The 14675-nt window shown below is 58.2% G+C and carries 11 protein-coding genes and 1 riboswitch; of the genes, 4 read left to right on the top strand and 7 right to left on the bottom strand.

Features of this window, described 5'->3' with window-relative positions; all coding sequences use genetic code 11:
• Nucleotides 1-153 precede the first annotated feature (153 nt).
• Both ACZ5A6_RS11395 and ACZ5A6_RS11390 read right to left on the bottom strand, forming a co-directional pair.
• A complete protein-coding gene (locus ACZ5A6_RS11395; protein ID WP_003516807.1) occupies nucleotides 154-609 on the bottom strand; it encodes a cyclic nucleotide-binding domain-containing protein in 456 nt (151 codons plus the stop codon).
• A gap of 43 nt (nucleotides 610-652) precedes the next feature.
• The gene (locus ACZ5A6_RS11390; RefSeq protein WP_003516808.1) at nucleotides 653-3370 is read right to left on the bottom strand and encodes an ABC transporter ATP-binding protein; all 2718 of its coding nucleotides are present in this window, start codon (nucleotides 3368-3370) and stop codon (nucleotides 653-655) included.
• Between the two features lie 346 nt (nucleotides 3371-3716).
• On the opposite strand from ACZ5A6_RS11390, the gene ACZ5A6_RS11385 reads away from it, so the two are divergent.
• Nucleotides 3717-5534: a serine aminopeptidase domain-containing protein gene (locus tag ACZ5A6_RS11385; protein WP_174060509.1), complete on the top strand. Its 1818-nt coding sequence runs from the start codon at nucleotides 3717-3719 to the stop codon at nucleotides 5532-5534.
• On the opposite strand, the gene ACZ5A6_RS11380 is transcribed toward ACZ5A6_RS11385, so the two are convergent.
• From ACZ5A6_RS11380 to ACZ5A6_RS11360, 5 genes are read right to left on the bottom strand one after another with little or no spacing between them, the layout of a single operon-like run.
• A complete protein-coding gene (locus tag ACZ5A6_RS11380; RefSeq protein WP_003516811.1) occupies nucleotides 5505-7961 on the bottom strand; it encodes a glycoside hydrolase family 2 protein in 2457 nt (818 codons plus the stop codon). The two genes, ACZ5A6_RS11385 and ACZ5A6_RS11380, sit on opposite strands and share 30 nt — an antisense overlap.
• Nucleotides 7958-8941: a DUF1839 family protein gene (locus ACZ5A6_RS11375; RefSeq protein ID WP_113556176.1), complete on the bottom strand. Its 984-nt coding sequence runs from the start codon at nucleotides 8939-8941 to the stop codon at nucleotides 7958-7960. Before ACZ5A6_RS11375 ends, ACZ5A6_RS11380 begins: the two co-directional genes overlap by 4 nt.
• A 6-nt stretch (nucleotides 8942-8947) precedes the next feature.
• Nucleotides 8948-9856 carry an amino acid--[acyl-carrier-protein] ligase gene (locus tag ACZ5A6_RS11370; RefSeq protein WP_013636844.1) on the bottom strand — a complete coding sequence of 303 codons (909 nt, stop codon included), beginning with the start codon at nucleotides 9854-9856 and terminating at the stop codon, nucleotides 8948-8950.
• Nucleotides 9857-9860: 4 nt separating this feature from the next.
• Nucleotides 9861-11042, bottom strand: a complete 1182-nt coding sequence (locus tag ACZ5A6_RS11365) for an acyl-CoA dehydrogenase family protein (protein ID WP_174060508.1) — start codon at nucleotides 11040-11042, stop codon at nucleotides 9861-9863.
• Complete coding sequence (locus ACZ5A6_RS11360; protein WP_003492279.1) at nucleotides 11042-11293, bottom strand: acyl carrier protein; 252 nt, start codon at nucleotides 11291-11293, stop codon at nucleotides 11042-11044. The genes ACZ5A6_RS11365 and ACZ5A6_RS11360 overlap by 1 nt, the downstream gene beginning before the upstream one ends.
• A gap of 180 nt (nucleotides 11294-11473) precedes the next feature.
• A riboswitch (TPP riboswitch) is annotated at nucleotides 11474-11585 on the top strand.
• Between the two features lie 94 nt (nucleotides 11586-11679).
• Between ACZ5A6_RS11360 and thiC the strand changes: the two genes are divergently transcribed.
• Genes thiC through thiS form a run of 3 tightly spaced genes read left to right on the top strand, consistent with a single transcriptional unit; the run spans nucleotide 11680 to nucleotide 14675 of the window.
• Entirely contained in the window at nucleotides 11680-13503 is a 1824-nt protein-coding gene (gene thiC, locus ACZ5A6_RS11355; protein WP_025594493.1) for a phosphomethylpyrimidine synthase ThiC, read from the top strand.
• A gap of 1 nt (nucleotide 13504) precedes the next feature.
• Nucleotides 13505-14509: a glycine oxidase ThiO gene (thiO, locus tag ACZ5A6_RS11350; RefSeq protein WP_025594492.1), complete on the top strand. Its 1005-nt coding sequence runs from the start codon at nucleotides 13505-13507 to the stop codon at nucleotides 14507-14509.
• On the top strand, nucleotides 14478-14675 hold the full coding sequence (gene thiS, locus ACZ5A6_RS11345; RefSeq protein ID WP_003516823.1) for a sulfur carrier protein ThiS: 198 nt from the start codon (nucleotides 14478-14480) through the stop codon (nucleotides 14673-14675). The genes thiO and thiS overlap by 32 nt, the downstream gene beginning before the upstream one ends.

Raw genomic sequence — 14675 nt, 5'->3', positions numbered from 1 at the left:
CCTCCCATGAAGCCCGTTGTCTCTACAGATTATTATATCCGCTCTCTTTTGGCGGACGCCCTTGCCCTTATTCAGTCAGCATTTCATTTATATTGCAATGGTGCGACATTTATTTTTCCAACATCGCCATCCAAGGTAGCAAGAAATTGCGGCTCATGTTCTCGCGTTTGCACGCGCTTTGCTAAGCTCCGTCGTCGTCTGGGTGAGACGTTCGGCAAGAACGCGCATGACCTTGATGGTAATGTCAGGGAAATCGGACATGAGCTTGAAGAACTGTTCCTTGCCGATACGCAGGGCTTCCACGTTGGTGGAGGCGCGCACGGTTGCGGTTCTGACGCTGTCGCAGAGAATGGCGATTTCACCGACGATCGCATTACCGGTCATTTCGGCCACTTTTAACGTGCCCGACGGAGAATCGACCAGAACATCCACTTTACCGGTCAAAAGGACGTAGGCCGCATCGCCGACATCTCCCTGCCGGAACAGCATGTCGCCGGTGTGATAGGACACGCGGTCGGATGCGAATGCGAGAAGTTTGAGCTTCGACGGTTCCATTTCCGAAAAAAACGGGACGCGTTTCAGCATTTGAATTTCGTCTTTGAAAAGCATTGCCTTACCCTGTTCTTGTTCCACCTCGGTCACTTTCTTGGATTTATGTTGCGACCATATCCTTGAATGTACCGTTTTCCTGCGCAAGAGTCTCGTAACTTCCATCAGCGCTGATAAGGCCCTGATGGACGACGATGACCCGGTCGAACATGCGCGAGAGCGTCGCATTCGACAGAACCCACACGATCGCCGGGTTATTATTGTTCTGTTTCAGGAATGTGATGACCCGTTCGACAATTTCCTCCTGTTGCCGCGGATCGAGGCCGGGAAGGGGGCGATTGAAGACGTAATAGTCGGACTTGCGGATCAGCGCCCTTGCGAGATTGAGCTTCTGCCGCTGGAGTGGCCCGAGCCGCTTGCCGCCGGCGCCGAGGTTGAAATCCAGACCCACCGCAAGCACACGCTCATAGACGCCCTGCTTGCGCATGACCTCGGCCACGATGTGGGTGATGCGCCGTGATGCGTCGGTATAACGATGGCTGACCTTGCCGAAGAGAATATTGTCCAGAAGGCTGGTGGCACTCATGTATTTCGTCGGATCGTAGATTTCGATCACGTTCTTCAGGCTGTCCGGCAGGTTTTCATGGAACATGTGCCGGACTTCAACGATCCGGTTCATGATTTCCGGTGACAGCAGGCCGAAACGCTGCCGGGGCTCAATGTAGAAGAAGCTCAGCCGCAGCATCGCGCGTCTTTCGCTTTCATTGGCCTCGTCGAAACTCCGGCTCTGAAGACGCTGCAGCATTTGCTGATAGACCGGAACATCGTCGGGTGTCATGAATGTCAGCTGCTGGAAGAAGGGGTGGTCACCCGGCAGGTCGGCGAAGATTTCCACGATGTTTTCGGCAATCGTATACCCCATTTCGAACAGGGTTTTGACGAGGCCTGTTTCGCGCATCAGCGAACGGAAATATTCGCTTTCTATGACGGTCCTGATCGACTGTGATGAGTCGCGCATGGTGCCGAACAACAGGTTCTCGCCCACGGTGGCCTCACTGTTGTAGCTCTCCAGCTCAAACGGAGCGATGAGGCCGCTCAGGTTCTCCTTTTCCAGTTCGGCGCGCAGGACATGTCGCAGTTCCACAATGCGGGCCGCAAGATGCAGGTCGGTCAAAGGGTCGATCGTCGAGCGCAACGCGAATTCCAGAATATCCTGTGAAAGTTCCACGCTGTCGAGCACAGCCAGAACGGCCTGGATGAGGTTTTCCGGCTTGCCGTCACCGGCCGGGCTTGAAGCGTAGTCGATCCATTCGCTGTTGATGTCGATCGTCGGATTGCCCGCAAGCTTGGCTTCGCGGATCTCCCATTTGCGGTGTTCCAGCGCTGCACCTTCGTATTGCTTTTCGACAAGCGGTGCATGCTTGAGACCGTAAAGCAGATTGTCCTTCAGGCTGGCGTGGAAAAAATAGCTGTCCGAGGACACATAGGAGATGCGCCGGCCCGTCAGCGATTCAGGCAATTCCAATATGTCGACGTCGTTGATGCTCACCTTGCCGGAAGTCGGCCAGAGCGTGCGGCCGATAGCATCCGCGAGCGCCTCTGCTCCCGATCCGCCGACGATGGCGATCACCTCGCCTGCCTCGATCTTCAACGATGCCTGTTCCAGAAGCCGGCTGCCGCTATCGTCTTCCAGCGTCAGATTGCTGACGACGATCGGTGCGGCAATTGCCGCGACTGCTCCCGGTGACAGTTTTTGCACCTTGTCATCGATCATGTTCGACGCATCGAACTGCTCGAAGACCTGCTCGTATTTTACCTGAACATCCTGACGCGCCTGATCCCAGTCGATCAGCTCCTTCAGCGGTCCTGGCAGTTCCTTATAAGCGTTGATGACGGCAACCAGCTGCCCGACATCGAGGCTGCCCTTGAGCGTGAGATAACCGCCCAGTGCATAAAAGAAGAAAGGGGTGAGCTGCGCGAGGAAGTTATTGATGAATTTGACCAGAAACTTCCACTGGTAGAGATCGTAGCGGATCCTGAAGATGTCGCCGAGCCGGTGCGAGGCATCGGCACGCTCGAAATTGGAGGTGTCATAGGCGTGGATGGTGCCGATGCCGTCGACCATTTCGCCGATGCGCCCGGCAAGCTGGCGTGCGCTCAGCTGCCGCTGGCGCCCGAGTTCGATGAGGCGACGGCGCATTTTGGGGATGATGCCGACCTGGATGGCGGCCATGAAAGCCGCAATCAGACCCAGCCAGAAATTCTGCACGAGAATGAAGAAGAGTGCCGAGAGCGCCTGACCGCCCAGAAGCGCCGGCTGCACAAAGGCGTCGCCGGTAAATCCGCCCAGCGGCTCGACCTCGTCCTTCACCATGCTGGAGATTTCAGCACCCTTGACCCGCTTGAAATGCGTGGGCGGGAACCGCAGGATCCGATCGATAAGTTCGAAACGGATACGCCTGAGAAGCCGCTCGCCGAGGCGGCCCTTGAAGGTGTTGATATAATATTTGAAAAGCCCGTTGATGACGACAAGCGCAAGGAAGGTGAGGCTGAGCGCCATCAGCATCGACATGCGGTTGAGTTCGAGCCCGGGGAAGAGCGTCACGGTGCCCCAATAGGGAATATCGACCGTGAGATGCATGAAAAGCTGTGTCGCGTTTGCCCCTTCGAAGCCGTCTCCCTGAATGGGCCCGTTGACGATCTGTTTGGGCAGATCGAAGGCGAGGAAATAGGGGATCATGGACAGGGCGACGATCAGCAGAATGAAAAGCTGCTGCCGCTTCGTATGCGACCAGATATAACGCGTAAGGCTTTGTTCCATATAAAACTTCTATGACCTGTCGGGCAGGGCCCGGCGTGTTGGTTTGCGCGGTGTCAAGACGGTCAGGCTGCCGGGTGGCGGGATCCCCTCCTGCAAATAGGTATGTGACTCGCTATTTATCAGTATATTCAAGCGGTTTCGAGCAAAATAGCGCCCGTGCCGAGGCTGGCCCACGATCCCCGATATTTGTTTTTGTAACGTGCATTCCACATTCGATATTGAGACGACTACATTTTTAGACTTCCCTAATGTTATTGGTTTTACTGTAGAACAGGACGTTAGGACGCTCCGGTATAGTTATCCCGCAAATGGTTGAGCCGACACAGGCGTAGTGATTGCAAGGTCGATGGCGATAGATATTTCAGAGCGTGAAAGCGGTGAACCGTCCCCTGACATGTTGTCGCTCTCGGGCATTGCATCCGATGGGTCGATCGCACATCCGGTTTCTTTTCAAGGATGCACGGGTGTTTTTCACCCGGCGCGCAAAGAGGTCAAACAGGATCATGCGGTTCTTTTCGTCAGCCCCTGGGGCATGGAGGAACTGTGCACTCGCAAGTTTCAGCGGGTTGTGGCTGAACGGCTGGCGGCGGCCGGCGTCGCCAGCCTGCGATTCGACTATCATGGCGCCGGGGATGCGCTCGATCCGGAGGATGTCGACCGTGCGGCGGATTGGCTTTCCGACACGCGAGCGGCGCTCGATTATCTAAAACGTCTTTCCGGCTGTTCCAGGGTGGTCGTCATCGCTCAGGGTCTCGGCTGTCTGATCGCGATACAGGCGCTCGCCGATGCGGCGGCGGTCGGTTCCATGGCGCTTCTGGCGCCCGTCGTCTCCGGTCGGAGCTATCTTCGCGAACTGGCGATGTGGTCGTCCATGATTGACGATGGCCTTGGTCTTCGGCCCGGGCAGCGCATGGCGGAGGCGGGGGCAATTGCAGGCATGGCCATGCCGGTGGGTGTTGCTGATGCTATCAAGAAGGTCAATCTTGCAAAGCTGGATACTGCTCCTGCGCGCAGCATTCTGGTGCTGTCGAGACCGGGCCGGGCGAGCGACAGCGATTTTGCCAAACAACTCGCCGCGATTGGTGCCGAGGTGGGGGAGGCGGAATTTGAGGGATATGACGATCTCGTATCCAGTCCTACACTCTCGAAAATACCCGGCGATGTGGTGAAGCGGCTTCGGGATTGGGTCCTGTCCAAGACCCAGACCACGGATGCGGCAGGTCCGCAGGAGGATTTCATCGTCAACGCTCCGCAGCGCGGTCGCGGTTTTCTGGAACAGCCGGTGCAATTTGGCGAAGCCGGCCGGCTTTTCGGTGTTTTTTGCGAGCCTGACGATCGGGTGGCGGTCTCCTCGGTCCTTCTGCTGGGCGCAGCCTACGATCGGCATGCGGGTTGGGGCAGGCTTTCCGTGCAAACGGCCCGTTTGCTCGCACGGGAGGGTATCGCTTCGTTGCGGTTCGACGCGGCCAATATTGCCGACAGCCCCCCGGTCAAAAACGCGCCCGATCAGGTTCTTTACGATGTGACGCAGAATGACGACGTGGCCGCAGCGCTCGATTTTCTCAGTCGGCGTGGCAAAGGACCCGTCGTTGCTGCTGGGCGCTGCAGTGGCGCCTACCTCGCCTTCAATGGCGCGCTTGCCGATGACCGGATCAGCGGGGTGGTTGCGGTTAATCCGGTTGTGTTCCATTGGCGGAAAGGCCGCTCGGTCGATGAAGCGCTGCACAAACCGCCACGGTCCTTTGGGGAATACAGCCAGCGTTTTCGCCAGGGCGCTACGTTCAAGCGTCTCGTCAGCGGCGATGTCGATGTGGTGAGCGCTGGTCGCAATATCGCCAAGGCGACGCTCAAGAAGCTTTCGATAAAAACGGCAAGGCTTTCCCGCCGGGGGAGCGAGGAAGGGCGTGCCGTCTACGGTGCTTTCGACAAGCTCAAGACAAGGGATGTGTCCATTAGCCTGCTTTACAGCGAGAATGACGACGGGCTTGAGCATTTCCGGTATTATTTCAACGCCGATGGCAGGGGCTTGTCGGCCTATCGGAATGTGTCGCTGACGATTGTTCCTGACGCCGACCATAATCTTTCAACGCCTGAGGCCAGAAAAGCCTACATCGATGCGGTGAAGCTGATGGCTCTAAAAGGAAAATCGCCGGCTGGAGCCTAGCGAGACGACATCGCCGGAAGGGGGCGTTTCGGATGTTGCTGTCTCCGGGATAAGGTCGATTTTTCTGGTTTCACCGGGTGCGAGATGGAACCAGCTTTCCGAGGCGCGGTAATCTTGCGCCGTGATATGGACGGATTGCGCCAGCCGGTCCGTGCCGATCTCGAGCGACCAGATGCCGTTCGCCTCGCTCACCCCCACCTGAAGGTTGGCGGCGTGCAGTGCTTTTTTCCGACCGAGAGGAAAATGGAATGCGTCGGCGATGACAGATCCGGTCGCGACATCGCGGAGCCGGGCTACCGTCACATCATGGGAGCGCGGGCCGAAACGATAGGCATAGGTCGTATCGAAAAAGGCGCCGAACAAATCGGTTGCGGCGATGGTCTGGCTCTGTCGCGGCGAGAGCGTGAGCGGCCGTTTGGCATGGACGACGGGTTGCGTGCCATCGCGCAGGCAGGTCAGTTCCAGCATGGCGTCAAGGTTGTCGCCGGTTTCGTTGATGACATGAATGTCCAGCCCGTTGGTGCCTTCATCGGAAAGGCTGACCTGGATGGGACGAAACGCTCTTTTCAGCGCATGCCAGACGGATTTGGGTCTGCCGGTGGCATCGATGATACCCCAGCCAGCGCCGGGAACGAGATCCTGCAAGGTCCAGACCAGGGCGCCCCGGCAAGAGGACGTGTCGCGACGCCATTCGGCGAAGGTTGCTTCCATGACCTCGGCAGTGACGGCACGAGACATGTCGAGATAGAGGCCGCCATCCTCCCGACGCAGCACGTCCGGCTCAACGTCGTAAAGCAGTTTCAGATAATGGTCGCGAATATCCTCGAAATCCCAGGAAGCGCCGCGATCGCGTGGCGTGCGCGCCTTCCAGCGCGGATCATGCACCGCCAGAGCGGGAAGATGTCTGTCCAGCGTTTCCTGTTCGGGAATATTGGCGAAGGCCAGGCACTCTGCAGCAAAGCGGAGATCGGCCCGGCGGGCATCTTCCAGCGGACGGCAATAGGCGCCCACACCGTAATAATGACCAACTCCGGCATTGGGAAAGAAGGGCAAGGCGCCGCCTGAAGGGGAATTCGCCACATAGGCCGCGTCTGGCCGTTTTTCGGTCAGGACTTCGGGCAAAATTGTCTCGGTGAGCGTTCCCTTCCATATCTGTTCCGGCAGACCGAGCATCGCGCCCTGCTGGTACATTTCGCTACCACCGCAAAAAACGATCAGCGAAGGGGAAAGGGCGGTCGCCTCGAGGAACTGCGAGACTTCCGTAACGATGTGCTGGCTGAGCGCCTCATCCTTTGCTGGATAATCAAAATTGGCAAGCATGGCGTCCTGCCAAACCATGATGCCGAGTTCATCGCAGAGCGCGAAGAACTCCGGCGTTTCATAGGCCATCGTGCCGCCGATGCGGATCATGTTCATACCGGCTTCGGCAGCTTTTCGAAGCCAAGGCTCATAGTCCGGTCTTGTTCCCGGCAGGCGCACGATGTCGGCAGTCGTCCAGACTGCGCCCCGGCAGAAAACGGGGAGCCCGTTTACCCGGATGCCGAAACCGTTGCCGTCTTCGCCGTAATCCACCTCCATGCGCCTGAAGCCGGTGCGCCCGAGTCTGTGTTGCTTACCATCCAGTTCCAGAATGACTTCATGGAGCGCCGGTCTGCCGTGGGTATGCGGCCACCAGGTCTCGACATCGGGTATCCGGAGTTCGCCCAAGAATTCGCCGTTTTCACCTCTGGAAAGATCGGTGCTGTAACCGGCGCAGGTGAGCCGTGCGGATGGAATGTCGTGGTTCGCCTCCAGGGCGATGTTGACCGTTCCCGTCCCGGTTTCGTCGAGCGAGGACCGGACTGTGCAAAGCACGTCTGCCTGTCTTATAAGGCTGATGGGTCGCCATGGGCCGGCGGCATGGATTTCCGGGCACCAGCCTGGCATATATCCGAGCGCCGTGGTGCGGATCAGCCGCAGACCTTGAGTGTTCATCATCTGCGGACGCCAGCGGGCGCGGGGACCGGTTTTTTCGAGCCTTGGCGAAAGTGCCCGGAAGCAGATCGAAAGTTCGTCCGCGCCCGTCAGTTCAACCGGCACTTCCAGCCTTTCGAACATGCTCTGGCTGGCGGCGATCAGTTCGCCGTTGAGGAAGATTTCTGCAATCGTCGACAGGCCGTCGAAGCGCAGGATCGCCCGCTCCCGCACATCGGAAATCATCGTCAGACGGTACCAGGCATCCCTGTCGTTCAATGGTGTCGGATTGAAACGGTCGAATTTCCCGGCCAGTTCCAGAGCTTGCGCCACTGTTCCGGGAACGGATACGTGGAAGCTTTCAAGGGTTGCGGGAATTTCCGAGGGCGTTTCGCAGGCGTTGGCGGACGTCAGTGTCAGCGTCCAGCCTTCGCTTAGTAATTTTTCGCTTTCGCGCGGAAGATAAGTCCTCACGCGGCCTCGCTGGTGTTCGACAATTTTGCCGCAAGGGCTTCCATCACACCATCCCATGCTTCCGCAGCCGGATCGAGCACCGAGGCGAGCGCGTCGAATTTACGGCGCGTGACGGCGCGAGCTAGCTGGAACTGCACGGTCTTGGCGACCTCGGATATGCGCAGCGCGTGGTCTCTCGCTTCAGCAAATTCGCTCTTGTCCAGCCATTCGAGGTGGCTCGCCGCCAGTTCGAAATTGGCGCCGAGCTGGCGCAGCGTATTGAAGGCATATTTGTGGAAAAAGCCGAACGGCCGGTCTGCCACCTTCTCGACCTGAGCCGGAAACACGGCTGCAAAAGACCTGACCGGATTGTCGGATGGTCGCCGTGAAAAATGAAACTTCAGCAGCCGTTCGGCCGTTTTGCGGATATGTGCCGGCGAAGGGTTGCTGTCTGCAAATTTCGCAAATTCCGTATAGGGCAGGAAGGGCGGCTCGCTCTCTGTCAGATGATGCTGGAACAGGCCGTCGAAATCTTCGCCCGACAGGTGGAAAAAGCCTGCATTATGAAAATAATCGAGTTCCCGGTTTGCAAGGTCCAGCCGGTTGATGGCGATGGTGGTCTTGCCATGTTCCTTCCGGTAGCCCACCCCGTGGGTATCGGGCATATAGAAGCTATCCATCTCGATCAGGCAGATGCGACCGCGCTCCAGTTGCGCTTCGATATGGTTTTCCACCCGGTCGAAGATCGCAAGTTCGGTGGCGCGAACGCCATAAAGTGCTTCCAGATCTTCCAGCGGCACTTTGAAGAAGGTGAACTGGTCGCCTTCGAAATCCTGCGTCAGTGTGAAGCCGAACATGGCCTCAGGCGGCAACCCTTTCGAGGCCAGCACCTCGATCCACAAATCGATGTAGCAATTGGTCTCCGGCCACATTCTTTCCGAAGAATGAAGCGCGTGCTGCACATAATTTTTGGGATCGAGACCGGGGAAAATCTGCCGCATGAATGGTTAGCCCCAGAGTGTTTTCAAGGCCTTTTCGGGCCATGTTTTTACATCCAGTCCGTGATGCGCAAAAAGTGCCAGCGCAATGCGCTCAAGGCCGAAACCGACGCAGGCAGTGTGAGCCACATCACCATTGTCGAGGTTCAATCCCCATTTCTGGCCAAAGGCGTCCTGATGGTAATTGAAGCTCATGCAGGCCGTCGGGTTGGTGGCGGATGTGACGGGAATCAACAGTTCGAATTTCAGGTTCTGGTCGCGCTGGTTGTTGGCGAGCATTTTGCCGGCGCGGCCGAAGAAGGGATCGTTGGCCACGTCGATGGTCACTTCAAGGCCCACGGCTTCCATCATCGCCACGCCGCGATCCATCCATGTCTGGCGGAATTCGGTCACATCGCTCTCCGTGCCCATGCGCACATATTCCCGCATGCGGAAAAGCTGCTGACGTGCCGGGTCCTTCGAGGGTTCATGGCGGAAACAATAGGACTGGATGTCGTAGAGACCGCCGCCGGAAGGCAATGCGCCGCGCTTGGCGATGGTCGGATAAAGAGGGTAGCAAGCGGCCGGCGTCAGCACGATATCGGTTGCTTTCTGGTCCTTTGTCCAGTCGCCGCCCTCATCCATGGATTTGAGAAGGCTGACATGGTCAAGTTCGCAACCGCAGAAGGAATGCACCGTGCCCGCAAGCTGCGGGAAGCTTTTCATGTAACCGCTCTTTTCGAAATAGGCGCGGTTGATGCCGGGCGGGAAGCGGATCGCCTCTGCACTGTCCGGGCCGCCGGTGCGGTCGATCAGGCGTTCGAATGCGGCAATGACGTCCTCGAACTGGCCGCTGCGTCCGTAAAGACCATCGACACCCGTTTCAATCAGCAGGCCTTCTTCGAACAGTCGATCGAGAAACGATGTTTGCATATCCATGGTCTTATCCCAAGAGGCTGGTGTCCTGCTTGTGAACCAGCAGGAGATTGGCGGAATTGCCGAGAATACGGTCGTTGGAAATCATCAGGCGCGCGGAATGCGCGTCGCGAAGGTGTCGGCCAAGGCTGTAGGGCGTACCGTTCTTGTAACCCATGATGCCGCAGACCAGCATCGCTTGGTCGATGATCTCCAGAATGGTTTCCGAAGAACAGATCTTCACATTGTTCATGGCAACCGCGAACGCCATGGACATCAGCTTGTCCGGGTCGCTCTTGGTGTCTTCGTAAGCCTTTACGCCCGCAATGACGTTGGATTTGACCACCTGCAATTTGGTGGAAATTTCGGCAATGTGGATAGCGCCTGGCGGTGTGACACCGGGCGACTTGCGTGCAGCCGTCCTGACGAAGGATTGCGCGCGCAGCACCGCATCCGACGCGATGCCATACCAAACGGCGCTCCACAGAAGATGCGAGCTTGCAAGCATGGATTGCGCGGCGATTTCCGCAAAGGGTTTTGGGAATATCTGCACCGCTGGCGCCTCGCCGCGGAACAGGAAACCGTCCGAACAGGTGCCGCGCATGCCGAGTGTGTCCCAGACATGGGTCTTCTCGAGCTTGTACTGATCTTTCAGGAAGATGGTCATCACCTGATCGGCCGGGGCGGCATCCTTGTGGGCGCGCGAGGTGATGAGGATGGCATCCGCATTGCTGCCGTAGGAAATGACGGTGGCGTCCTTCTCCAGCCGGCAGATGTCTCCTTCCACCTCGATTGCGCAGATGGAATTGCGCAGATTGCCGCCGATTCCGCCTTCGGTCGTGGCCGATGCGAGCAGAAGCTGTTCGCTTGCAATGCGGCTCATGAAGCCCGCATGCCATGGGCTTGTCTCGCCGTGTTCCACAAGGCTCGATGCCTTGATGTGGTGCATGGCGAAAATCATCGCGGTTGCCGAACAGGCCTGGCCAAGCCGGGCGCAGATATCGGCGATTTGCTGTATGGATGCGCCTTCGCCACCAAGAGAGGACGGGACCTGAATGCCGAGAAGGCGCTCTTGTCTCAGCGCCTTGACGGCTTCCTCCGGGAAGCGACCGGTGACGTCCACCTCGTCCGCGTGTTTGGCGGCAATTGCTGCGACGCGGCTTGCGCGCGCGGACAGCGTTTCATCCTGCGGCGCAACGGTCACATTCATCAGGCTGCCTCTTTACCATCCAGAATGAGCTTAACGGTGTCTTCAATGGCCTTGATGCTGGCAAAGGACTTGCGGTTCAAGAGGTTGTCGGGGAATTCGATATCGAAAGCTTCCTCGATACCCAGCATCAATTGCACCGAGGCAAAGGAAGAAAGACCTGCCGCATAAAGATCTGCTTCGTTTTCAATCGTATCGACGGGGGTAGGAAGCTGGCCGAATTTTGCCAGTATTTCACGAATAGTCGCATTCATTCCGACTTATCTCCCATGAATTTAACATCAGGATGGTTTGTGCTTATCGTTAATTTGAAAACGATAATATTCGCCTAAACCGTTAGGTTAATTACCACTAACGGCGCTTTTGTTGTTCGTCCACCTTTGCCAGCCATCAGCAGCACCCTTGACAAATGTCGGGCGGTGTTTTCTCTTGTGTCCATTCACCAGGGGTGTCCCGTCAAGGGGCTGAGATTCTGCTTTTATGCGCAGTGACCCGTTGAACCTGATCCAGTTCATACTGGCGTAGGGACGGTGCAAAGACCGAAGGTCGGATTGCGTGTAACTTGCGCTGCCGACGCGTCGGTATTTTCCATCATTCCGGCTCGAACTGGGTCTCCACTGTCAAACTTTGGAGCCTCATGATGAATATCGTTGCCAAGAATATCCCGCTTGTCGTCACAACCGGGCCGCATCCCGCCTCCACGAAAATCCACAAAACCGGAATTTTGCATCCGCATATTCGCGTGCCCATGCGCGAAATCGCCGTCCACCCGACGGCGGGAGAACCGCCGGTCACGGTCTATGATTCTTCAGGCCCCTATACCGATCCATTGCATAACGTTCTGATCGAAAAGGGTCTGCCGCGCCTGCGTCACGACTGGGTTGTAGCGCGCGGCGATGTCGCGGCTTACGACGGTCGGCACGTCAAACCGGAGGATAACGGCTTTGCCACCGGCGAGCGCCTGACGCCTGAATTTGCCATGCGCCACCAGCCGCTGATGGCCACGGAAGGAAAAGCCGTAACGCAGCTTGCCTATGCGCGGGCAGGCATCATCACGCCGGAAATGGAGTTCATCGCCATCCGCGAAAATCTGGGGCGCGAAGCGGCGAAGGAGAAGCTGGCTCGTGATGGCGAGAGTTTCGGTGCACAGATACCCGATTATGTGACGCCGGAGTTCGTCCGTCAGGAAGTCGCATCGGGCCGCGCCATCATCCCGGCCAACATCAATCACCCCGAGCTTGAGCCGATGATCATCGGCCGTAATTTTCTGGTCAAGATCAACGCCAATATCGGCAATTCCGCCGTTACCTCCTCCATGGCCGAAGAGGTGGAGAAGATGGTCTGGGCGATCCGCTGGGGTGCCGATACCGTCATGGACCTTTCGACCGGGCGCAACATCCACAATATCCGCGAATGGATCATCCGCAATTCGCCGGTGCCGATCGGCACGGTGCCGCTTTATCAGGCGCTGGAGAAGGTCAACGGCATTGCCGAGGACCTGAACTGGGAAGTGTTCCGCGATACGTTGATCGAACAGGCGGAGCAAGGCGTGGATTATTTCACCATCCATGCCGGTGTTCGGCTGCATTACATTCCGCTTACCGTCAACCGTGTCACCGGTATCGTCTCACGCGGCGGGTCGATTATGGCCAAGTGGTGTCTGCATCATCACAAGGAAAGCTTCCTCTACGAGCATTTCGACGAGATCTGCGACATCTGCCGTGCCTATGATGTTTCCTTCTCGCTGGGTGACGGGTTGCGGCCCGGTTCGATTGCCGACGCCAACGACGCCGCGCAATTTGCCGAGCTGGAGACGCTCGGTGAGTTGACACAGATCGCATGGGCGAAGGATTGCCAGGTCATGATCGAGGGCCCCGGCCATGTGCCGATGCACAAGATCAAGGAGAACATGGACAAGCAGTTGAAAACCTGCGGTGAGGCGCCCTTTTATACGCTTGGGCCGCTAACGACTGATATCGCCCCCGGTTACGACCACATCACTTCCGGCATCGGGGCAGCGATGATCGGCTGGTTTGGCACGGCGATGCTCTGCTATGTCACGCCGAAGGAACATCTGGGTCTGCCGGATCGTAACGACGTGAAGGTCGGTGTCATCACCTACAAGATCGCGGCTCACGCGGCCGATCTCGCCAAGGGCCATCCGGCAGCACAGGTGCGGGACGATGCGCTGTCGCGTGCAAGGTTCGAGTTCCGTTGGGAAGACCAGTTCAACCTGTCGCTGGATCCGGACACGGCGCGCTCCTTCCATGACGAGACCCTGCCGAAGGAGGCGCACAAGGTCGCGCATTTCTGCTCGATGTGCGGGCCGAAATTCTGCTCGATGCGGATTTCCCATGACATCCGCGCCGAGGCGCAGAAGGAAGGGCTGGAGGCCATGGCCGCGCGCTTCAAGGAAGGTGGCGAGCTTTACATGCCGCTCGCGACCCCGGCAGACGGCCAGTAGCATGCGTGTCCTTGTCAAGGGAACGGGGGTCGCCGGTCTGACGGCGGCCTTCGAACTGGCGCGGCGCGGTGCAACCGTGGAGGTTTCGGAGCGCAATGCTGAAGCCTCGCGCGGCGCATCCTTTTATGCGGGCGGAATGCTGGCGCCCTGGTGCGAGCGTGAAAGTGCGGACGAGGCGGTACTGACACTCGGCCAGGCGGCTCTCGACTGGTGGGATGAGGCGACCCCCGGCCTTGTCATCAGACACGGCACGCTGGTCGTCGCGCCCGCCCGCGACAAAGCCGAGCTTTCGCGTTTCGCATCCAGAACAACTGGATACCAGTGGGTGGATGAGGGTGAAATCGCCGCTCTGGAGCCTGACCTTGCCGGGCGGTTCCGCTCCGGGCTTTATTTCCCGGGCGAGGGGCATCTCGATCCGCGCCTTGCACTCAAATCGCTGCATACGCGGCTTTGCGGCTTGGGCGTGCTGTTTCATATGGGTATTCCGGTGGATGAGCAGCCGTTCGATCGGGTGGTGGATTGCACCGGCGCTGCGGCGGTGGGCGAGATTGCCAATCTTCGCGGCGTGCGGGGAGAAATGCTCTATCTAGCCACGTCAGAGGTTTCCCTGTCGCGCGCCGTCCGGCTCTTACATCCGCGCATTCCGCTTTACATTGTGCCGCGTGAGCCGGGTCGCTTCATGGTGGGGGCGACGATGATCGAGACAGAGGATGCCGGAGCCATTTCAGCGCGCTCGATGATGGAGTTTCTGAACGCCGCCTATGCCGTACATCCGGCCTTCGGCGAAGCGGAAATCATCGAGACCGGAACGGGCGTGCGCCCCGCCTATCCCGACAATCTGCCGAAAGTTACGCAGGACGGCCGGACCGTCTTCATCAACGGCGCCCACCGGCATGGCTTCCTGCTGTCGCCGGCGATGGCGCGGCAGGCGGCTGAAATCGTCTGCCAAGATATCTCTGGAAAGGAACAGGATCATGAAACTTCTGGTGAATGGCGACGAGCTTGATCTCGCCACCGAGACGCTGGCCGGGTTACTCACCAGCCTCGACTATGAAGGCGAGTGGCTGGCGACGGCGGTCAATGGCGATCTGGTGCATTCGGAAGAGCGCGCCGATTATCGATTGAAGGCGTTCGACCGTGTCGAAATCCTCTCGCCGATGCAGGGAGGTTGA

It is taken from the genome of Agrobacterium sp. 6Ca8, from assembly GCF_055382765.1.
Note: the sequence above shows the minus strand (reverse complement) of the source record. Positions and strands in the feature narration are given on the sequence as shown.

What these genes read in the sequence shown, in the direction of transcription:
- ACZ5A6_RS11375 (WP_113556176.1), bottom strand. Translation starts at nt 8,941, where the DNA reads ATGCGGCAGATTTTCCCCGGTCTCGATCCCAAAAATTATGTGCAGCAC.
- thiC (WP_025594493.1), top strand. Translation starts at nt 11,680, where the DNA reads ATGAATATCGTTGCCAAGAATATCCCGCTTGTCGTCACAACCGGGCCG.
- ACZ5A6_RS11390 (WP_003516808.1), bottom strand. Translation starts at nt 3,370, where the DNA reads ATGGAACAAAGCCTTACGCGTTATATCTGGTCGCATACGAAGCGGCAG.
- thiO (WP_025594492.1), top strand. Translation starts at nt 13,505, where the DNA reads ATGCGTGTCCTTGTCAAGGGAACGGGGGTCGCCGGTCTGACGGCGGCC.
- ACZ5A6_RS11365 (WP_174060508.1), bottom strand. Translation starts at nt 11,042, where the DNA reads ATGAATGTGACCGTTGCGCCGCAGGATGAAACGCTGTCCGCGCGCGCA.
- ACZ5A6_RS11395 (WP_003516807.1), bottom strand. Translation starts at nt 609, where the DNA reads ATGCTTTTCAAAGACGAAATTCAAATGCTGAAACGCGTCCCGTTTTTT.
- ACZ5A6_RS11360 (WP_003492279.1), bottom strand. Translation starts at nt 11,293, where the DNA reads ATGAATGCGACTATTCGTGAAATACTGGCAAAATTCGGCCAGCTTCCT.
- thiS (WP_003516823.1), top strand. Translation starts at nt 14,478, where the DNA reads ATGAAACTTCTGGTGAATGGCGACGAGCTTGATCTCGCCACCGAGACG.
- ACZ5A6_RS11370 (WP_013636844.1), bottom strand. Translation starts at nt 9,856, where the DNA reads ATGGATATGCAAACATCGTTTCTCGATCGACTGTTCGAAGAAGGCCTG.
- ACZ5A6_RS11385 (WP_174060509.1), top strand. Translation starts at nt 3,717, where the DNA reads ATGGCGATAGATATTTCAGAGCGTGAAAGCGGTGAACCGTCCCCTGAC.